The 20,629-nt window shown below is 40.6% G+C and carries 15 protein-coding genes and 1 other annotated feature; of the genes, 7 read left to right on the top strand and 8 right to left on the bottom strand.

The genetic code is table 11. The annotated features are described in order from the left end of the window. Positions 1-32: 32 nt before the first annotated feature. Positions 33-1,148: an aminopeptidase gene (locus ACPF7I_RS11705; RefSeq protein ID WP_430746180.1), complete on the top strand. Its 1,116-nt coding sequence runs from the start codon at positions 33-35 to the stop codon at positions 1,146-1,148. Between the two features lie 24 nt (positions 1,149-1,172). Here the strand turns inward: ACPF7I_RS11705 and ACPF7I_RS11700 are convergent, their stop codons facing one another. Then, entirely contained in the window at positions 1,173-3,329 is a 2,157-nt protein-coding gene (locus ACPF7I_RS11700; protein ID WP_430746181.1) for a cell division protein FtsA, read from the bottom strand. 150 nt (positions 3,330-3,479) lie between these two features. On the opposite strand from ACPF7I_RS11700, the gene ACPF7I_RS11695 reads away from it, so the two are divergent. Together ACPF7I_RS11695 and ccpA are read left to right on the top strand one after the other, a co-directional pair. Beyond that, complete coding sequence (locus tag ACPF7I_RS11695; protein WP_021095606.1) at positions 3,480-4,562, top strand: bifunctional 3-deoxy-7-phosphoheptulonate synthase/chorismate mutase; 1,083 nt, start codon at positions 3,480-3,482, stop codon at positions 4,560-4,562. Positions 4,563-4,719: 157 nt separating this feature from the next. Further along, complete coding sequence (gene ccpA / locus ACPF7I_RS11690; protein WP_009361562.1) at positions 4,720-5,721, top strand: catabolite control protein A; 1,002 nt, start codon at positions 4,720-4,722, stop codon at positions 5,719-5,721. Between the two features lie 27 nt (positions 5,722-5,748). On the opposite strand, the gene ACPF7I_RS11685 is transcribed toward ccpA, so the two are convergent. From ACPF7I_RS11685 to ACPF7I_RS11675, 3 genes are read right to left on the bottom strand one after another with little or no spacing between them, the layout of a single operon-like run. Continuing rightward, positions 5,749-6,921, bottom strand: a complete 1,173-nt coding sequence (locus ACPF7I_RS11685) for an acetoin utilization protein AcuC (protein WP_430746182.1) — start codon at positions 6,919-6,921, stop codon at positions 5,749-5,751. Then, complete coding sequence (locus tag ACPF7I_RS11680) at positions 6,918-7,562, bottom strand: acetoin utilization AcuB family protein (RefSeq protein WP_430746183.1); 645 nt, start codon at positions 7,560-7,562, stop codon at positions 6,918-6,920. Before ACPF7I_RS11680 ends, ACPF7I_RS11685 begins: the two co-directional genes overlap by 4 nt. A 19-nt stretch (positions 7,563-7,581) precedes the next feature. Next, entirely contained in the window at positions 7,582-8,214 is a 633-nt protein-coding gene (locus ACPF7I_RS11675) for a GNAT family N-acetyltransferase (protein ID WP_003398366.1), read from the bottom strand. 168 nt (positions 8,215-8,382) lie between these two features. Between ACPF7I_RS11675 and acsA the strand changes: the two genes are divergently transcribed. Further along, entirely contained in the window at positions 8,383-10,101 is a 1,719-nt protein-coding gene (gene acsA, locus ACPF7I_RS11670; RefSeq protein WP_430746270.1) for an acetate--CoA ligase, read from the top strand. A gap of 25 nt (positions 10,102-10,126) precedes the next feature. On the opposite strand, the gene ACPF7I_RS11665 is transcribed toward acsA, so the two are convergent. Then, positions 10,127-12,901 (bottom strand): transglycosylase domain-containing protein, encoded by a 2,775-nt coding sequence (locus ACPF7I_RS11665; RefSeq protein ID WP_430746184.1) that lies wholly within the window; start codon positions 12,899-12,901, stop codon positions 10,127-10,129. Between the two features lie 138 nt (positions 12,902-13,039). Next, positions 13,040-13,264 (top strand) — a binding site (T-box leader). 51 nt (positions 13,265-13,315) lie between these two features. Between ACPF7I_RS11665 and tyrS the strand changes: the two genes are divergently transcribed. Further along, positions 13,316-14,575, top strand: a complete 1,260-nt coding sequence (tyrS, locus tag ACPF7I_RS11660) for a tyrosine--tRNA ligase (RefSeq protein ID WP_430746185.1) — start codon at positions 13,316-13,318, stop codon at positions 14,573-14,575. 38 nt (positions 14,576-14,613) lie between these two features. Here tyrS and rpsD read toward each other — a convergent pair whose 3' ends face one another. After that, positions 14,614-15,216, bottom strand: coding sequence for a 30S ribosomal protein S4 (rpsD, locus tag ACPF7I_RS11655; protein WP_021095613.1), 603 nt, complete (start codon positions 15,214-15,216; stop codon positions 14,614-14,616). Positions 15,217-15,597: 381 nt separating this feature from the next. Here rpsD and ACPF7I_RS11650 point away from each other — a divergent pair, with 381 nt between their 5' ends. Then, entirely contained in the window at positions 15,598-17,445 is a 1,848-nt protein-coding gene (locus ACPF7I_RS11650; protein WP_430746186.1) for a diguanylate cyclase domain-containing protein, read from the top strand. A 28-nt stretch (positions 17,446-17,473) separates the two neighbouring features. Here ACPF7I_RS11650 and ACPF7I_RS11645 read toward each other — a convergent pair whose 3' ends face one another. Continuing rightward, positions 17,474-17,959 (bottom strand): GAF domain-containing protein, encoded by a 486-nt coding sequence (locus ACPF7I_RS11645; RefSeq protein WP_430746187.1) that lies wholly within the window; start codon positions 17,957-17,959, stop codon positions 17,474-17,476. A gap of 13 nt (positions 17,960-17,972) precedes the next feature. Next, entirely contained in the window at positions 17,973-18,761 is a 789-nt protein-coding gene (gene hisJ / locus ACPF7I_RS11640; protein WP_430746188.1) for a histidinol-phosphatase HisJ, read from the bottom strand. Between the two features lie 162 nt (positions 18,762-18,923). Between hisJ and ezrA the strand changes: the two genes are divergently transcribed. Continuing rightward, positions 18,924-20,615, top strand: coding sequence for a septation ring formation regulator EzrA (gene ezrA, locus ACPF7I_RS11635; protein ID WP_430746189.1), 1,692 nt, complete (start codon positions 18,924-18,926; stop codon positions 20,613-20,615). Positions 20,616-20,629 lie beyond the last annotated feature (14 nt).

Here is a 20,629-nt window from a genome sequence, read left to right as displayed (position 1 = left end):
CATGTACATACGATGGAATGGAGGAATAAAAAATGAAAGATCCGCGCATTGAAAAGTTGGCGAAAAACTTAATTCATTACTCGCTTCGTCTGCAAAAAGGAGAAAAAGTATTAATCGAAAACTTCGGTTTGCAACGGGAGCTCGTCATTGCACTTGTGCGTGAAGCGTATGCTGTAGGAGCGTATCCGTTTGTTTCATTAAAAGATCATCAAGTTGATCGTGCGCTTCTACTTGGTGCGCAAGAAGAGCAGTTTAACATGATGGCTGAATTTGAAGCAAATGTCATGAAAGAAATGGATGCTTACATCGGATTACGTGCAGGCGATAACATTAACGAGTTTGCAGATGTGCCAGCTGATAAAATGAAAATTCACGGAAAAACGATTATGCAAAAAGTGCATCGGGACATTCGTGTACCGAAAACGAAATGGGTCGTGCTCCGCTATCCGAATCCGTCTATGGCACAGCTCGCGAAAATGAGTACAGAGGCGTTCGAAGATTTTTATTTCAACGTATGTAACTTAGACTACGGTAAAATGGATAAAGCGATGGATGCGCTTGTTGAGCTGATGAATAAAACGGATCAAGTGCGCATTACAGGACCAGGTACAGATTTAACGTTCTCCATTAAAGATATTCCTGCTATAAAATGTTCAGGGCAAATGAATATTCCAGACGGAGAAGTGTATACAGCTCCAGTTCGCGACTCGGTCAATGGTACCATTTCGTTTAATACGCCTTCACCTTATCAAGGATTTACGTTTGAAAATGTCAAATTAACGTTTAAAGATGGAAAAATTGTTGAAGCAACAGCAAACGATACAGAACGGATTAATCAAATTTTTGATACAGATGAAGGGGCGCGTTACATCGGTGAATTTGCAATCGGGGTTAACCCGTACATTCAACATCCGATGCAAGACATTTTATTTGATGAAAAAATCGACGGTAGCTTCCATTTCACACCGGGTCAATGTTACGATGAAGCATACAATGGCAACCATTCGAACATCCATTGGGATATGGTTATGATCCAACGTCCAGAATATGGTGGCGGTGAAATATATTTTGATGGTGTACTTATTCGTAAAGATGGACGTTTTGTCCTTCCAGAGTTACAACCATTAAACCCAGAAAACTTAAAATAAAAGAAAAAAGCAACTATGGACTGCTCATAGTTGCTTTTTCTTCTGCCAAACAATTTCAAGTTGATCACCTGGGGCAAGCGTTTCAAAAAATGTTGTTGGTTTCCCGTTTTTTAGTAATGTAAACGTTGTTGACGCCCCTTGAGGAATATCAACTTGGACGTATTGAAATATATCTTGAAAAATAAACGGTTCGATTTTTCGCTCGCTAAATTGAAGCTCATCTCCATGTTGAACGAGATCGTTCTCATGAAGCTGTTCACCGTTACGATAAAACGCACCAATTTGTTTTGTTAATGTTAATGTTTCACCGTTAAATATAATTGGAAGCGAGTAATGAAGTTTCAGCTGTCTTGCTTCAGCTATTTGGGCAACTGTTCGTTCATTTTGTTGATGAACAACGATGTGATCGCCGTCTTCAAACGGTGCGTAGCGTGGGCATTCCTTTCCGTTTCGATATATTGTTGCGCACCACTCAGAAAATTTTATTTTTTTTCCATTTAACGTGATCGTAAATGGCTCGAGCTGTTGAAGAAGATCGTCATTTTTTGTTGTTTGTAGAAGTTGTTCCACCGTTTCTGGCATATGAACGACAATGTCGTCACGATCACATAAAACAGCATCGAGGGAAACGTGTTCCCCATTTCGCAACACAAGCGGTTCAATTGTATATTGTTGCCCATTGATCGTCACTCGTTTTGTTGGTAATGATTCAACCAAATCACGAAGTTGAATGGTTGCTTGCTTCCCATCTTTCCCTTTTTCAACAACGATACGGTCACCGTTTTTAATAGGTGTATCGAATGTTGCCGTCTTACCATTTTTCATAATGATTGGTGGCTCCCCATGTGTTCCAGGAATAGTAATTGTATTTCCGTTTAACGTGACGATGCAAGCCAAGCCTGGCTTTCCATATAGTTTATGTAATTGAATACCTGCAGCTAATAGCGCATCACCGATCGTTAGTTGCTTCATATCAAATAAACGAATCGATTGTCCGTTTACCTCTACCGTTACGTATTGAATCGGTGTTTGCTTTGCAGCAATTGCAATGCCAATAGGGGTGACGAGCTCTGGACGATGTTTCATTTCTTCACGATCGATGTGCAACTTTTGAATGGCATCAATGCCGCGAATAGCGACGCGATTTTCTGGAAGATGGAGCTTTTGAGCGAGCCGCTTTGGCAGTTCTGGCGTCAAGCTTCCCCCCCCAACAAGCATCACTGCTTTCGGAGGTTGATGATTATTTAATCGTAAAATTTCTTTGCTGATCGCATCAGCAAGGCGATCAATGGCCTCAGAAATAGTTGCAATCATTTGTTCGCGAGGCACTTCTGTTTCAAAACCGAGAATGTCTGTAATTGTTACCGTTTCTTTTGTATGTAAGTCACGTTTCGCCTGTTCAGCAAGAGGGAAATCGAGTAAATATGCATCAGAAATCGCTTCTGTAATTTCATCCCCCGCCATCGGCACCATTCCGTAAGCAATGACTGTCCCGCCATCTGTAATTGCGATATCAGACGTTCCCGCACCAATATCTACAAGCGCAACATTTAATCGCCGCATCGTCGGAGGAATGAGCACATTGAGTGCAGCGATTGGCTCGAGTGTTAGCGCCTCCATTTCTAAATGGGCGCGTTGCAATGCTGCAAGAAGCGATTCAACGACAAGTTTCGGTAAAAATGTGGCGATGACCTCAATGCTTGCTTCATCTCCTTGTTGATCAATTAAGCTACCGATTTCTTCACCATCAATTTCATAGCACGTCACCGAATAACCGACGCAGTAATAGTGATGACTTTTTTCATTCGATGATTTTTCCGCTAATGTCATTTGTGCTTGTTGAACGGCGGCGAGTTCTAAATACATTACATCTTCATGAGTTAAAAGCGGCTTACCTTTGATTGGAATCGTCGTTTTTCCTTTTTCTGTTTTTAATGAACGCCCTGCTGCTGCGACGCATACACGTGTAAGAGGTCCATGACGTTCCTCTAACGTTTTTTTTATATCGATAATGACTTTTGAAACAGCAAGTACATCATGAATTTGACCGTCAAGCATTGCTCGTTCTTCGTGTTCCTTGATGACAATGTCTTCAACTTGATATTGTCCGTCTGTTTCCTTTAAAATAATGCCAACTACTGAACGAGTACCAATGTCTAATGCAAAAATCAAGTTTCCCACCTTCTTTTTTGAAAATTAAAAAATTCTTTATTACTTAAACGCGTTTTATAAATAAAGGGGTGACAACTTTATCCACTTCGTTTATAATAATCTCTAATTATATAGAAATGTACCATATTTTTTAGCTTATATAAAGAAAGGATGAGATGAATGAGCAACGAACGATTAGATGAGCTGAGAGCAAAGGTTGATGAGTTAAACTTACAGTTGTTAAAGTTAATTAATGAACGTGGACGCCTTGTTCAAGAAATTGGGAAAATTAAAGATGCGCAAGGGACGTATTTTTATGATCCTGTTCGTGAAAGAAAAATGTTGGATTTAATTTTAGAACATAACGATGGCCCGTTTGATACGGCAACGTTAAAACATATTTTTAAAGAAATTTTTAAAGCAGGCCTTGATTTACAAGAAGACGATCATAAAAAAGCATTGCTCGTATCAAGAAAGAAAAAGCCGGAAAATACAATTGTCGATGTGAAAGGGGAAAAAATCGGCGATGGCAATCAATATTTTGTCATGGGACCATGCGCCGTTGAAAGCTATGAACAAGTGGCGGAAGTCGCACAGGCAATCAAGCGTCATGGTTTAAAATTGTTGCGAGGGGGAGCTTATAAACCACGCACATCACCGTATGACTTCCAAGGGCTTGGAGTAGAAGGGTTAAAGATTTTAAAACGTGTGGCGGATGAGTTTGATTTAGCAGTTATTAGTGAAATTGTGACCCCTGCAGACATTGAAACAGCGCTCGATTATATTGATGTCATTCAAATTGGAGCGCGCAATATGCAAAACTTTGAGTTGCTGAAAGCAGCTGGGCAAGTGAACAAACCGGTGTTGTTAAAGCGCGGGTTAGCTGCAACGATTGAAGAATTTATTCATGCTGCAGAGTACATTATGTCGCAAGGAAACGGACAAATCATTTTATGTGAACGTGGTATTCGAACATATGAAAAAGCAACGCGCAACACGCTTGACATTTCTGCTGTGCCGATTTTGAAAAAGGAAACGCATTTGCCTGTGTTTGTCGATGTGACACATTCAACAGGGCGTCGGGATTTACTTTTACCTTGTGCGAAAGCAGCGCTCGCGATCGGGGCGGATGGCGTCATGGCTGAAGTGCATCCTGATCCTGCTGTGGCGTTATCTGATTCTGCGCAACAGATGGACATCGACCAATTCAATGAGTTTATGGAAGAATTAAAATCATTTCAAAAACAATTTGTAAAAGCATAAGGAGAAGAAGCTGGTGAGGTGCTCACCAGCTTTTCTTATGAATTTATTTGTGAAAACGTTGCACTTAGGTAATCATTTATCGTATGATATTTTTACATAAAATTGCGGTGTACGACAGTTTTCGATATATAGAGCGCTGAAAAGGAGTGTGTATGTGATGAATGTAACAATTTATGATGTAGCAAGAGAAGCAAACGTGTCGATGGCGACCGTTTCACGTGTAGTAAACGGAAACCCAAACGTAAAGCCTTCTACACGCAAAAAAGTATTAGAAGTCATTGAGCGACTCGGATATCGTCCAAATGCGGTGGCGCGCGGATTGGCAAGTAAAAAGACGACGACGGTTGGAGTCATTATTCCAGATATATCGAGCATTTTCTTTGCGGAAATGGCTCGCGGCATCGAGGATATTGCAACAATGTATAAGTATAACATCATTTTAAGCAATTCAGATCAAAATAAAGAAAAAGAGCTGCATTTATTAAATACAATGCTTGCGAAACAAGTCGATGGCATTTTATTTATGGGTGGCGATGTCACGGAAGAGCATGTCGAGCAGTTTAAAAAGTCAGATGTACCGATTGTATTAGCTGCAACCATTGAAAAAAACAATATTATTCCGTCCGTCAATATTGACTATGAGCAAGCTGCATATGATGCAGTACATATGTTAATCGAAAAAGGACATAAACGAATTGCTTATGTGACAGGACCGTTAAATGATCCAATTAACGGATTGAAAAAATTAGCTGGTTATCGCCGCGCTTTAGAAGAAGCGAATATTGCTTATGATGATGAGCTTGTTGTTGAAGGCGACTACACGTATGATTCAGGAATGGAAGCATATGAAAAATTAGCCGAACTTGCACAGCGACCAACAGCGATTTTTGTTGGGACAGATGAAATGGCGCTCGGTGTCATTCATGGGGCACAAGACCGCGGTGTGCGCATTCCGGATGAATTAGAAGTAGTCGGTTTCGATAACACTCGTTTAGCTACAATGGTTCGCCCGAAGCTGACGACAGTCGTACAGCCAATGTACGATATCGGTGCGGTGGCGATGCGTTTATTAACAAAATATATGAACAAAGAACATGTGGACAATCACATTGTTGTATTACCACATCGAATTGAATATCGCGATTCGACAAAATCATAAAGAGGCAGAAGCCTCTTTATGATTTTTTTATAAATTTAATCGTTGTTTATTGCTTCGAATTGGTTGAAGTGCTTTCATGACAGTTTGGGCATTTTTTTCTGTAATTTCTGCCTTTCTCGGAATGGGTGGATATAAGTCGTTCGGGTCATCCCACTCGAGCGGTAAAGAAACAGGGGCATGTTGTTGCCAGCGGGCAATCCATTCTTTCGGTAAAGGTCCAGAAATATCGGATTGTTCTGTCATTTCGAGCCATAATAGCGCCCATGCACGCGGAACAACGCGCCAAATGTCGTATCCTCCGCCACCGACTGCAATCCAACGACCGTTGCAATATTGATGAGCAATTTGATGTGCGAGTTTTGGAATTTCGCGATAAATGCGCATCGTCGCACATAAATGAGTTAACGGATCGTAATAGTGAGCGTCCACACCGTTTTGGGTTAAAATGACGTCAGGCCGAAAGAAGTCGGCGATTTCCATGAGTGCTTCTTTATATGCTGCTAGCCAAGACTCATCTTCTGTAAATGCGTCGACAGGAATGTTGAATGAGTAGCCATATCCTTTCCCTTGTCCTCGTTCATTGACATTTCCTGTACCAGGGAATAAGTAACGTCCTGTTTCGTGAATGGAAAATGTACAAACATTTGGGTCGTCATAAAACGTCCATTGTACCCCATCACCATGATGGGCATCTGTGTCGACGTATAAGATGCGGACACCGTATTTTTCTTGCATATATTTAATGGCGACAGAACTGTCATTGTAAATGCAAAATCCGGATGCTTTGCCGCGGAATCCATGATGAAGCCCTCCGCCTAAACTGAGCGCATGCTCAGCTTTTCCAGAAAGCACGTAATCAACCGCTGTTAATGTTCCCCCAACAAGAAGGGCGCTCGCTTCATGCATGTTTGGAAAAATAGGTGTATCTTCCGTTCCTAAGCCATAATTAATTGCAATTTCTTCTGAAAGTAGTCCTTTCCCCGCTTTTTTTACTGCTTCAATGTAATCCATATCGTGAACAAGAGCTAGTTCTTCATCTGTTGCTAGACGCGGTGCTACAATTTGTGAATCATCGAGCGCACCGACCGTTTGTAATAAGTCATACGTTAGTTTGACGCGCAATTGGTTGAACGGATGGCGATCATGGAATTTGTACGTTTGAAACGCATCGGAATAAATGAATACGCTATTTTTACTCATGATGAAACCCCCGGCAAGTTTGGCCATAATACGTCGTATCCTTGCGCTTTTAAATCTTCAATAATCGCCATCGGGTTCATTGTTTGAATACGAAATACGAGCACTTTATACTTTTCATCTTGATCAGGATATACGAGAACACTTGAAATATTAATGTTTCTTTTTTGAAACATGGAAGCGACTTCACTCAACATCCCTGCTCGGTTCGGTACTTTAATTTCAATTTGTGAACCGGGCTGATGAGCTCCTGTTAACTGTACGAGCGTATATAACAAATCGCTTTCTGTAATAATGCCGACAAGTTTCTTTTCTTTCACAATGGGCATGCAGCTAATGCGATGTTCGTAAAATAAAGCCGCCACTTCTTCGACAAAATCAAGCGGGTGACCTGTAATAACGTTTGTTTTCATAATGGTGCTTAACGGTTTCTGTAAATCTTCCAAATGTTCATTCGCGTGGAAAATAGAAGGGCTTGCATCGCGCAAATCTCGGTCGGTAACGATGCCGATGACATGTTGTTCATCATCGACAATAGGTAAGTGACGAATGTTTTTTTGCTTGACGATACTTAACGCATCGGCAATTGTATTTGACGGCTTTAATGCGATGACATCCGTTTTCATCATTTGTTCGACAATCATTTCCCCATCCCCTTTGTTTTTAATACATAAAGCGGTTCATAAAGCGAAGTTGATCAAATTTTTGGATCGATTGTTGATCGACGCGCTTCCCAATACGTGCCATTAAGCAGTTAGCCGGATGCGAACAAATTTCAGGGTCGTCTGTCGCGTACCAGACAAGTCCGCCTGCGTTCATCATTTTCTCCATTACTTTTCGATATTCCCATACGTTCAAACCGGTTCGTTTTAAATCCCAATGCCAATAGTATTCGGTCGTAATAATGATGTAATCTTCCATCGCATCGTCCATCATAGCCACTTTCAATAAATTTTTTCCGACACCGCACCCTCGAAAGTCTGGAATGACTTCGATTGCCCCGAGCTCAATTAAATTTTCCATCTTCCCTTGTGACCATCTTTCAAGGGGATCAGGATATAAAAAGGTGACATAGCCAACGATCGTATGACCATGGCGGGCAATAATAATTCGTCCTTCAGGAAGGCCTGCAATTTCAATGAGCGCTTGATGTTGTTGGTGCGGTTGCCGAAACGCTGTTAAATCATGATGAAATTCATAGCTAGCCAACTTTTCTGGGGAAATTGGCCCCTCAATAATTAACGTTCCTTTCGGTGTTTTTAATTGTTTTGCGTTATATGTTTTTTTATGCTCCATTGCCCCACCGCCTACTGAAATAATCTCACTTCAATTATACATAAAAAAATAAAAATTAAATCGTTTTCATAATAAACATTAATGAAAATTTTTTAAAAATTGAGAAATTGTTTATAGTATAATATAATACGAATGTAAACACTTTCAAACAAGGGGGAGTTTGGGATGATTAAGGTGGAAACGCTACCAGTCATTCAAGGGGATTTCAACTTGAAAAACTACGAAGAAACGTATAAAACGTTTGACTGGTCTGAAGCAGAAAAGCATTTTTCGTGGTATGAAACAGGAAAAGTAAACATGGCGTACGAGGCGATTGATCGCCATGTAGAAACGTTCCGAAAAAACAAAGTGGCTCTCTATTATCGTGATGCAACAAGAGAAGAAAAGTACACATTTAAAGAAATGAAGGAGTTTTCAAACAAAGTAGCCAACGTGTTAAAAGAAGTGGCCGATGTAGAAAAAGGTGACCGTGTCTTTATTTTTATGCCTCGTTCACCAGAATTATATTTCTCTGTGCTCGGCGCTATTAAACTTGGTGCGATCGTTGGACCTCTTTTTGAAGCGTTCATGGAAGGGGCGGTACGTGATCGTTTAGAAGATAGTGAAGCGAAAGTGATCATTACAACGCCTGAACTGTTGCCGCGAGTGCCTGTCAATGAACTGCCGGCATTAAAATACGTATTTTTAGTCGGAGATGACGTGAAAGAAGAAGGCCCATTTTTTGATTTGAAAAAACGGATGAATGCCGCAAGCAAACATTTCGATATTGAGTGGGTCGGACGTGAGGACGGTCTCATTTTACATTATACATCTGGTTCAACAGGGAAACCAAAAGGTGTATTGCATGTGCATAACGCTATGATCCAGCATTATCAAACAGCAAAATGGGTATTAGACTTAAAAGAAGATGATGTGTATTGGTGCACGGCTGATCCAGGTTGGGTGACAGGAACATCGTACGGCATTTTCGGTCCATGGCTTTGTGGGGCTTCAAACGTCATTGTAGGTGGCCGCTTTAATCCTGAAGCGTGGTATAAAACGATCGAAGATTATGGCGTTACGGTATGGTATAGTGCACCGACGGCATTCCGTATGTTGATGGGAGCTGGCGATGAATTAGTGAAAAAGTTTAATTTAAGCTCACTTCGCCATATTTTAAGCGTTGGGGAACCTTTAAACCCAGAAGTTGTCCGTTGGGGAATGAAAGTGTTCAATCGCCGTATTCACGATACATGGTGGATGACAGAAACAGGGGCACAACTCATTTGTAACTATCCGTGTATGGAAATTAAACCGGGATCGATGGGCAAGCCGATTCCAGGGGTAAAAGCTGCGATTGTCGATGATCAAGGGAATGAGTTGCCGCCTTATCGCATGGGGAATTTGGCGATTAAAAAGGGTTGGCCGTCCATGATGCGCGCGATTTGGAACAATCCACAAAAATATGAGTCGTACTTCTTACCGGGTGATTGGTATGTATCTGGCGATTCGGCATATATGGATGAAGATGGATATTTCTGGTTCCAAGGACGAATTGATGATGTCATCATGACAGCAGGAGAGCGTGTTGGTCCGTTCGAAGTGGAAAGCAAACTCGTTGAACATCCTGCGGTTGCAGAGGCAGGTGTCATCGGAAAGCCAGATCCGGTGCGCGGTGAAATTATTAAAGCGTTTGTAGCTTTACGCGAGGGGTACGAGCCGTCAGAAGAATTAAAAGAAGATATTCGTAACTTTGTGAAAAAAGGTTTAGCTGCTCATGCCGCACCACGCGAAATCGAGTTTCGTGATAAGTTACCAAAAACGAGAAGCGGAAAAATTATGCGCCGCGTTTTGAAAGCTTGGGAACTAAACTTACCGACAGGCGATTTATCAACAATGGAGGACTAAAAAAATCGGGCATGGCCCGATTTTTTTAGTTTGTTGATGGCTGTTCTTCTGCTGGTTCCTCATTTGTCTGTTGCTCAGGTTGTATATCAGGCAACATGCGAATGATATTAGATGGATTCGATTCCAATCCAGCAATATCAACAGCCGTCACGTAATATATTCCTTGTTTTAATGGTATGTTTTTTTGTTCGCCTTTGCGTATTGTTGCGATGACTTGAAACGTAGCTGTTTCGGATGCCGCATAATATACTCGATAACCAATGACGTCTTGTTCATGATGTTCGTTCCAAACGAGTGCCGTTCCTTTTTGTTGTGTAGCTAGTGGATCCGGTTTTTTTTCATTTTCTTGAAGCGTTTTTGCCACAAATACATGTTTCCATTTATCGTTTTGCGGGAGTAATTTGCTCAAATCTTTTATATCCTGAATGCCCCACTGTTCAAGTAATGAAGCGTTAATCATCACGCCTTCTTTTGTAAATTCTTTCGGTGTTGTAGGTAAAGAGGCATATCGCTCTCCATTTAATTCAACGAAAGATCCGCTAATCAAATACGTATCTTCTGTTTTCGGCACAAATGCCGTATTGAATAAATCACTTTCGATAAGTCCAAATCGTTGGCATGTTTCTGATGGGAGCAATCCAGAAATTGCACAATATGAGCGCTTAACAATTCCTCCAGGCATATGGAATCGTTCTTTCGGAGCGATTAGTTCTGGACGAATGTCGTACGCCCCATTCATCAGTTGCGCCCATAGCAATAAGTTTCTTTGGGAATATGATAGCCCCTTATAGCTTTTTTCAAGCGGTTTTGGTGTATCGTATCCCATCCAAGTGCCAAATGTGACATTCGGATTTGTCGCGACAAACCAAGCGTCCTTTGTGTTTTGGCTCGTCCCTGTTTTTCCCGCCCAATCCGCTGAAAACTTTAACTTGCCATTTAAAAAAGCAGCTGTACCTGAGCGAATGACGTCGCGCATCATATCGATTGTTAAATATGCTGTTTGAGGTGAAAACACCTCGACTGGTTTTGGCTCGTGTTCATATACAACGTTCCCGTTTTTGTCGACAATTTTTTCAATTAAATATGCGTCAATGAATTTCCCACCATTTGCAAACGTTGCGTATGCATTGACGTTTTCTTCAATCGTTACCCCTTTTGTTAGCCCACCGAGCGCAAGAGATAAATTATATCCGTCTCCCGTCGTTAAGCTTGTGAAGCCCATTTTTTCTAAATATGAAATCGGTCGTTGATCGATGATGCGAGCGTACGTGCGAATGGCAGGAATGTTATACGATTTTTTTAGCGCGTGACGAACAGATGTTAAGCCGTGTGTTTTACCATCCGCATTTTTAGGGCGATATGGACCTTGTTGTGTTGGAATTTCTAAATCAATATCTGGAATGACAGATCCCGGTTGAATAATGCCCATTTCCATTGCTGGTGCATAAACGAGAAGCGGTTTCATCGTAGAACCGTTCGAACGGTATGCTTGAGTTGCGTGATTAAGTTGTTCTCGTTTATAATCTCGTCCACCGACAAAGCTGATGATGCGTCCGGTTTTGTTTTCGATCAAAATGGCTCCGACTTCTACTGGTTGACGAACGGAAATGATTTGCCCCGTTTTTTCATCTCTTTTTCGAACAACCGTATCGCTTCCGAAGTACGGATATTTTTCAACAATCGCTTTCATTCGCTCATATATGTCTTTATCAATCGTTGTGTAAATCGTATAGCCATTTTGACGTAATTGCTTTTCTGCTTTTTCCGCATATTCTTTATACAGTTGGTCGTTTGAGAGCACATCTTGCCGATCGTATCCATCTTTTTTTGCTAGTAAGTCAATAAAAATATCTTTCGCACGACGTTCGATTTCAAACGTCAGCCATGGATATTTTTCTACTGGAGATGGCAAGGAAGAAACAAAATCTTTCGTAACGTCGTATGCTAGTGCGTCTTTATACTGCTCTTCTGAAATGTATCCAGCTTTTTTCATGCGCATTAATACTGTTTTCATCCGATTTAGCGCGGGAGATAAATCGCTTTTTAACTCGCCTTCGCTAGTGAACGGTGTATAGCGAAACGGACTCTGTGGTAGTCCTGCTAAAAAAGCTGCTTGCGGTAATGTTAATTGTTTTGCATCGATGCCGAAAACACCCTTTGCGGCGGCTTGGACGCCGGCAATATTTCGGCCGGATGCATTTCTCCCGAAAGGTACAACGTTAATGTACGCTTCTAAAATTTCATCTTTAGAAAAAAACTTCTCAAGCCGTAAAGCCAGTAGCACTTCTTTTGCTTTTCGTTCAAATGACACTTCACTTGTTAAAATTTGATTTTTTACAAGCTGCTGTGTTAATGTACTTCCTCCACTGCGTGTCGAGGAGTTTGTCGCTTCTTGGAAAATAGCACGTATAATTGCTTTTGGTACAACCCCTTTATGTTCATAAAAATGTTCATCTTCCGTAGCGATGACCGCTTGAATGAAATAAGGGGAAACTTGTGAAAGTTTGACTTCATCGCGTTCCAAATCTGAACGGAAATAGCCAAGATATTCACGATTGGCAAAATAAATATGAGTTGTTTCTTCATAGTTATAAATATCTTTTTTCATTTCTTTGTAAGGAATCGGCTTAGCATCTCTCACAAGCGAGGCGAAATATCCCGCGCCGACACCGAAGGCAAAACTGAACGCGCATAAACATGCGATCAATATAATTAAACATACATTCCAAATGACTTCGTATGTAATCGTGAAATGGCGCCATAGTTTTTGCCATGAAAATCGGACTTGTTTTTCTGACATAGTGACCTCCCATCCGAATTGTATTTTCATTATTATATCATAATTTGTCTTTCCGTATCGGAAAATGTCTAAATTTGTTTGAAGATCTTGACAACAGTTGATGTTTTATGATAAAAGAGGGTATATTGATATGTAAATAATCGAGCGATGAGCGGAACGAGTAGTGCTTATCTCCCTGCTGACAGAGAGCTAGTGGTTGGTGCGAACTAGCGCATAGGTAAGCATGAATTACCTCCGTGAGCATCTTTTGCGAACAGCTTGTGCGAAAGTAGCAAAAGACGGTATAGGCCGTTATATCAATGAAGCGAGAGGACATGTATGTTCTCTAAGTAGGGTGGTACCGCGATGAAACTCGTCCCTTCACATGAAGGACGAGTTTTTTTGTTTCCATAACAAACGGAAAGGGTGGTTCAGATGGATTTGCTTCAAGATTTACAATTTCGCGGTTTAATTCATCAAATGACAGATGAGGATGGACTCAAAGCATTGTTAGCAGAAGAAAGCGTAAAAGTATATTGCGGTTTTGACCCAACGGCGGATAGTTTGCATATCGGTCATTTGCTTCCGATTTTAATGTTACGTCGCTTCCAACAAGCTGGTCACCAGCCGATTGCGCTCGTCGGTGGGGCAACAGGATTGATTGGAGATCCGAGTGGAAAGAAAGCAGAGCGAAAATTAAATGAAAAAGAGACGGTCGCTCATTACAGTGAGCGAATTAAACAACAGTTAAGCCGCTTTTTAGATTTTGACAACGAAAATAATCCGGCGATTATCGCAAATAACTACGAATGGATTGGTTCACTTGATGTTATTACATTTTTGCGTGATGTCGGGAAAAACTTTGGAATTAACTACATGCTTGCGAAAGAATCTGTACAGTCACGTTTAGAAACAGGAATTTCTTTTACAGAGTTTAGTTATATGATTTTGCAAGCATATGACTTTTTGAAGCTGTATGAAATGTATGGATGCAAGTTGCAAGTTGGTGGAAGTGACCAGTGGGGGAACATTACGGCGGGGTTAGAACTGATCCGAAAAACAGAAGAGGATGCAAAAGTGTTTGGATTAACCGTTCCGCTCGTAACAAAAGCAGACGGAACGAAGTTTGGTAAAACAGAAGGTGGGGCGGTATGGCTTGATGCTGACAAAACGTCACCGTATGAGTTTTACCAATTTTGGATTAATACAGATGATCGTGATGTTGTAAAATATTTGAAGTACTTTACGTTTTTATCGCACGAAGAAATTATGGAATTAGAAAAACAAACAGCTGAAGCGCCAGAAAAACGGGCAGCACAAAAAGCATTAGCTGCGGAGATGACGCGTCTCATTCATGGGGAAGAAGCGTTGCAACAGGCGATTAACATTTCTGAAGCACTTTTTAGTGGAGAAGTAGAAAAATTAACAGCAAATGAGATTGAACAAGGTTTTAAAGATGTACCATCGTATGTATGTCATGAAAAAGAAGTGGCGCTTGTTGATTTGCTTGTAGCGAGTGGCATTTGCCCATCGAAACGTCAAGCGCGCGAGGACGTAGCAAACGGAGCGATTTACGTGAACGGCGAGCGCATGCAAGACGTAAATAAAATCGTGACAGAAGAAAATCGCATCGAAGGTCGCTTTACAATTATTCGCCGCGGTAAGAAAAAATATTATTTAATTCGTTATGCATAAAAAATCCTCTCTGCTTCTTCGGCAGAGAGGATTTTTTATTAACGTGAGTAGAACTCAACGATTAATGCTTCGTTAATTTCTGCAGGCAACTCAGAGCGTTCAGGTAAACGAGTGTAAGTACCTTCTAATTTGTCCGCATCAAGCGTTAAGTAGTCAGGTACGAAGTTGTTTACTTCAAGCGCTTCTTTAATAATTTGAAGGTTGCGAGATTTCTCGCGAACAGAAATTGTTTGACCTGGTTTTACACGATAAGACGGAATGTTAACGCGGCTGCCATCAACTAAAATATGACCGTGGTTAACTAATTGGCGAGCTTGACGGCGAGTGCGCGCGAAACCTAAACGGTAAACAAGGTTATCTAAACGAGATTCAAGCAAGATCATGAAGTTTTCACCGTGTTTACCAGCCATTTTACCAGCTTCTTCGAACGTTTTACGGAATTGACGTTCATTTACACCGTACATATGGCGGAGCTTTTGCTTCTCTTGAAGTTGCATACCATATTCAGATAATTTTTTGCGTTGTCCTGGACCATGTTGACCTGGTGGATACGGACGTTTTTGTAATTCTTTCCCTGTACCGCTCAATGAAATGCCAAGGCGACGAGAAATTTTCCATGTTGGACCTGTATAACGAGCCATAAATGCTCCTCCTTTGTTTTTATTTTTGGTAAAATAAAAACAGTCGTGCCTCACCATTTATCGCCATTTTGTTTTCATGTATCCTCGCCCTAGCAGCTGAGAGTTACACGATACAACCTCCAATTAGAGAATGACGCTCTCTATGGGGAACAAAATGGACATACAAATGTGAGCACAAAGGCTGCAATATTTTACACAAAGGCTATTATAGTTTTTTTTCGTGTCTAAGTCAACAATTTTTGTATAGTCTTTATAATAAGGAGTATGGTATGATACAATTAGTAGGTCCTCAGTTTTAGAAATATGACAGGAACTCTCATTTTTTTATTTATATGGTTCATACATATAAAGAGAGGGAGTATGTGCGGGTGAGTGAAAAAAATGAACGTTCAAGAACGCGATCAATATGCTATGTTTAAGCAAAAGTTTTTCGATTGGTTTTTAACAGAAGAAGATTTTACGAATTTACCTCGCATCATCCAAGCGCTTATCACTTTATTGCAAAAAGAGTTTCACTTGTTAGATGTCACGTTTTATGTGCTTAACCCGTTTAAACACGCTTTTGAACCTGAAGTAACGACAAATCACATGATTGAACAGCAACGAGAAAAATATATGATCCCGTTTGATGATCAGCTAAAACAACAATTTGATGATGTTGTCGTCATCGATGATGAAAGCGAAATCAAAACCGTTCAGTTTGGTATACATTTTTCAGAAGATTCACTCGGCCTTGTTCGTTTTCAGCTTCATGTGCGAGATATGATACCGAGATCGTTAATTAAACGAATGAGACAAGACTTTTTAAAAGTGTTTGCTCGCATTCGCAAAGTGTCTGAAGTATTAAGTGAGGAAAAAAGATATGAACAATTGCATCGAGCGGCAACAAAAATTCATGCATCTATGAATATTGGAGATGTACTCGAAGAAATTGTAAAGACGTTAAAAGAAGTGTATCCGACGTTTACGTTTCATTTGTTTTTATCTTATGACAGCACAACAGACCGAGATTTGCCGATCAAACTACTTACATTTGAAAATGAAGATGAGCACATGGGGGCAATGCAGGCGTATGTGACTGGACAAATTCAGCTTCACGATTCTCTCATTTATAAAAAGTCTGTGATTTATGCTCCGATTAAAGGAGCTCAAGGCATTTACGGGGTAATCGAAATGATTGCTCCGACAATTATGGAGCTGCCAGAACGAGAAATGCGCTTTATTTCCTTATTGGCAAATACGGCTGGCAGCGCATTAGAGAATGCAAAATTGTACGAACAATCAAAACGATTAATTGCTGATTTACAACTTATTAACGAGACGATTCACCACTTAAATACGAACTTACGCTTCCAAGACGCCTTGCAGTTTATGATTGAAAAAATTAAAACGTCATTTGATGCGGAGGAAGTCGGTTTTATTATTTTGCAAGAAAAAGAGCGTAAAGTACTTCCTGGAAGTACGGCATTTTTCCAATCACGCGAAGCAAAGGCATATGTAGATTTCGTTTTCCATCGCATTCAACATCCACGTGATAATTTATTTTTAGGTGATGTAAAAATTCATAGCGATCATGCGAAACGTTTTCGTTCGCTTATGGCCGTACCGATGATGCGCGGAATGATGAAAGGTGTCGCGATCGTGCTACATCAAGAGCCGTACCATTTTTCTTTTGATATGTTTAAATTGTTACAGTCACTTATTCATCATTCCACGTTGGCGTTTACAAATGCAGCATTGCGTGAAGAGCTTGAGCGAATGGTTATTACAGATCGGCTAACAAATTTATATGCACGTCATTATTTAGATGAACGTATTCAACGTTCGATGGAAGAGGACGGATTAGGTACATTTATTTTAATAGATATTGATAATTTCAAAAAAATAAACGATACGTATGGGCATCAAGTAGGGGATGAAATTATTATTCAAGTAGCAAATATTATTAAAGCGAACATTCGCCAAAATGACATTGGAGCTCGATGGGGAGGAGAAGAGCTCGCCATTTATTTACCGAAAGTGTCTATTAATGCAGGTTTATCGATTGCGAACCGCTTAGTACAAAAAGTTCGTGAGCTAACAAACCCACCGGTGACGATTTCTTGTGGGGTATCGTACTGGAAGAAAAATCGTGCGGACTCTGTGAAAGAGCTATTTAATCGTGCCGATGAAGCGTTATATACAGCGAAACGGACAGGAAAAAACCGCGTCGTTGTTCAAGAATATTGAAAAGAGGCCAAATATTTCGGCCTCTTTCTTATATGTTAACATATTGAATAAGCGTTTCAACAAAACGTTGTAAATACTGCTCGTCGACTTCATCGAAACGATTTTTGATGGGGCTGTCAATATCAAGCACACCAATGACACGGCCCTCTTTTATCATCGGAACGACAATTTCAGATTGAGATGCAGCATCGCATGCGATGTGACCTGGAAACGTATGAACGTCCGCCACACGCACTGTTCGTTTCTCGGCTGCTGCTGTTCCGCATACGCCTTTGCCAAATGGAATGCGCACGCATGCGGGCAATCCTTGAAAAGGTCCGAGAACAAGTTCATTTCCTTCTGTTATGTAAAAGCCAACCCAGTTAATATCGTGTAAAAAGTAGTTCAATAAAGCAGAAGCATTGGCTAAGTTCGCCACAACATTTTTTTCATCCGAAATTAACGATTTTAATTGATCGATGACAAGCGCGTAATTTTCTTCTCTTGTCCCTGTGTATGTTTGCATATGAAACATGTATTCCACTCCTTTATATCAACATATGTTCAATTCCTTGATGAAGGCCAGCAACCGAGTGAGCATCCGAGCCGTACACGAGCGGAATGCCGCGTTTTGACGCTTCTTTTACGACCCAATGAGGCGGATACGGCTCTAGGCAGAGCGGTTTTGTTGTGCCGGCACCATTGTAGTCAAGTTCTAGTTGACGATTTTTCATTTCATCTAGAATGTGTGTGATGATTTTGTTCTCATCGTATTCACACGCGTATGCTCGATGAAACTTGCGAACGAGCGTGATATGTCCGATACGTCTTGGTTTGTATGTTCCTAAATCAGCAACAACAGAGGCGAGAACGGTTTGATAATAGGCCTCATACACTCGTTCAACTGAACCAAACGATGCAACGATGTCTCCAAACATGTCTTCGCTATAATCGATACACATGTACTGATTGCCAATGTGCAAAAAATGAACGGATAAAATGCTATCGTCTAATTGTGGGCCAATTTCATTTAAAAATGTCTTCGTTTCGTGTTCATATCCGACAATGAAATCAACCTCTAATCCGATACGAACACGAATATGCCTTTCGTACTGTTTTTTTAATGATTGTAAAATTGATACGTACGACGCTAGTTGTTCTTCTTTCATCGCGCTATCTTGATAAGGGGTCGGATCTATAAATCCTTTCGGAAGCGGTGCGTGTTCGGTAAATGAAATATCTGTATAACCAAGCGAAATAGCCTTTTCGATATATTCATGCAGCGCATCGTCACTTCCGTGAGGACAAAACGGTGTATGAATATGCCCATCGCGCACGTTTTTCACCTCTCTTAGCGCAAAATTCGATAAAATCACGTTTTTTTAGGAAAAAAATTAAAATTTTTGCTCAAAAAATGTTGCTAACATGGTATCATAAAATCATTGAAAAGAAAATGCCTTCTCCATAAAAAAGAAAGCTTGACAACAAGGAGGCCCATTATGGAATTTGTAGCGATTAGTGCCCTCCTCTTTATTGGAGGACTTACATATACATACGTGTACCGAAAACGTTTATATAAACAAATCGATCAATTAGAGCAATGGAAAATTTCTTTAATGAATCGCCCGGTACCAGAAGAAATGGCGAAAATTAAGTCATTAAATATGATGGGAGAAACAGAGCAGCTATTTGAAAAGTGGCGGAACGAATGGGATGACATTGTCGCTGTTCAACTGCCAAACATAGAAGAAAAGTTGTTTGATATTGAGGAAGCAGTAGTTAAATATCGGTTTATGAAAGCGAAAGATGCGTTAAAGCAAACAGAACAGCAGCTGCAAGAAATTGAAGGGAGCATTCAACGCATTTTATTAGAGTTACAAGAATTAGTTGGAAGTGAAGAGAAAAATCGTGAAGAAATTGAACAGTTAAAGGAAAAGTATCGCCAAGTAAAAAAAGCGATGCTTACTCAACGTCATACGTTTGGGCGTACAGAAACTGCACTTGAATCGCGATTAAATACTCTCCAACAACAATTTCAAACGTTTGAGCAGTTAACGGCGGAAGGGAATTATTTAGCGGCCCGCGAAGTAGTGTTGTTTATTCAAAATGAATTAAATGAGTTGAATCGTTTTATTGAACAAATTCCGCTTTTACTTAGCGATGCACAAGTTGAAATTCCTGCACAACTTGACAATATCATCGAAGGATATCGTGAACTGTCAGAGAATGGATATGTGCTGGACCATCTTCCAGTTGACAAAGAAGTGGAGGCGATCCGTGGAAAAGTGTCGGAAGTGCTTGCGCTGTTAGAAACGCTTGCTGTGGATGAAGCAGAAAAGCTTCTTCGGGAAGCACAAGAAGATGTTGACACGTTGTACGATTTGCTAGAGAAAGAAGTGTATGCGGAACGCTTCGTTCATGATGAAACGGAAAAAATTGAGCAAACACTTTACGAGTTAGAAGAAGAAACGAAAGAAACGCGCGATGAAACGTTATTTGTTCAGCAAAGCTATCATTTATCACAAAGTGATCTTGATAAATATCGACACATTGAAAAGCAAGTGCAACAATTGATGAAACGATTTGTGTTAATTCAAAAGAAAATGATTGAGGAACGTTTGGCTTACTCGCTTATTCGTGAAGAGTTGGAGGAAATTTTAGCGCAAATTGCTGCGGTGAAAGAAAAGCACGCCCAGTTTCGTGAGCACTTATATGCGTTAAGGAAAGATGAATTAGCAGCGCGTGAGAAATTAGCAGAAATGAAAAAACAATTGTCTGAAGCGATTCGGCTCGTGAAAAAAAGCAAACTTCCTGGGTTACCGGAATCTTATATGTTGCAAGTGAGCGAGGCGCGTGAAAGCTTAACGCGTGTGTCGCTTACATTGGACGGAAAGCCGTTAAATATGGAGGCTGTTCATCAAGCGCTAGACGAGGCGATTGTTTCTGTGCAGCATGTATGTGACCAAACAAAAGAAATGATTGAACAAGCTCGATTGGCTGAACAAGTCATTCAATATGGAAACCGTTACCGTCGTCGTTTCCATGCGGTGAAAGAAGGATTAGAGGAAGCGGAACAGTTGTTTCGACGATACGAATACGAATTAGCCTTACAAAAGGCGATTGCTACGGTAGAGCAAGTGGAGGAAGGAGCGTTTGAACGTATTCGTGAGTGGCTAAAAGAAAACGAGTGAAAGGAAATCCTTTC

The sequence above is a fragment of the Anoxybacillus dikiliensis genome (assembly GCF_050613275.1).
GTDB lineage: Bacteria > Bacillota > Bacilli > Bacillales > Anoxybacillaceae > Anoxybacillus.
Note: the sequence above shows the minus strand (reverse complement) of the source record. Positions and strands in the feature narration are given on the sequence as shown.

Bases quoted from the DNA above. Each gene is read 5' to 3' on its own strand.
- ACPF7I_RS11705 (WP_430746180.1), top strand. From the start codon at position 33: ATGAAAGATCCGCGCATTGAAAAGTTGGCGAAAAACTTAATTCATTAC.
- ACPF7I_RS11695 (WP_021095606.1), top strand. From the start codon at position 3,480: ATGAGCAACGAACGATTAGATGAGCTGAGAGCAAAGGTTGATGAGTTA.
- ccpA (WP_009361562.1), top strand. From the start codon at position 4,720: ATGAATGTAACAATTTATGATGTAGCAAGAGAAGCAAACGTGTCGATG.
- ACPF7I_RS11685 (WP_430746182.1), bottom strand. From the start codon at position 6,921: ATGAGTAAAAATAGCGTATTCATTTATTCCGATGCGTTTCAAACGTAC.
- ACPF7I_RS11680 (WP_430746183.1), bottom strand. From the start codon at position 7,562: ATGATTGTCGAACAAATGATGAAAACGGATGTCATCGCATTAAAGCCG.
- ACPF7I_RS11675 (WP_003398366.1), bottom strand. From the start codon at position 8,214: ATGGAGCATAAAAAAACATATAACGCAAAACAATTAAAAACACCGAAA.
- ACPF7I_RS11665 (WP_430746184.1), bottom strand. From the start codon at position 12,901: ATGTCAGAAAAACAAGTCCGATTTTCATGGCAAAAACTATGGCGCCAT.
- tyrS (WP_430746185.1), top strand. From the start codon at position 13,316: ATGGATTTGCTTCAAGATTTACAATTTCGCGGTTTAATTCATCAAATG.
- rpsD (WP_021095613.1), bottom strand. From the start codon at position 15,216: ATGGCTCGTTATACAGGTCCAACATGGAAAATTTCTCGTCGCCTTGGC.
- ACPF7I_RS11650 (WP_430746186.1), top strand. From the start codon at position 15,598: ATGAACGTTCAAGAACGCGATCAATATGCTATGTTTAAGCAAAAGTTT.
- ACPF7I_RS11645 (WP_430746187.1), bottom strand. From the start codon at position 17,959: ATGTTTCATATGCAAACATACACAGGGACAAGAGAAGAAAATTACGCG.
- ezrA (WP_430746189.1), top strand. From the start codon at position 18,924: ATGGAATTTGTAGCGATTAGTGCCCTCCTCTTTATTGGAGGACTTACA.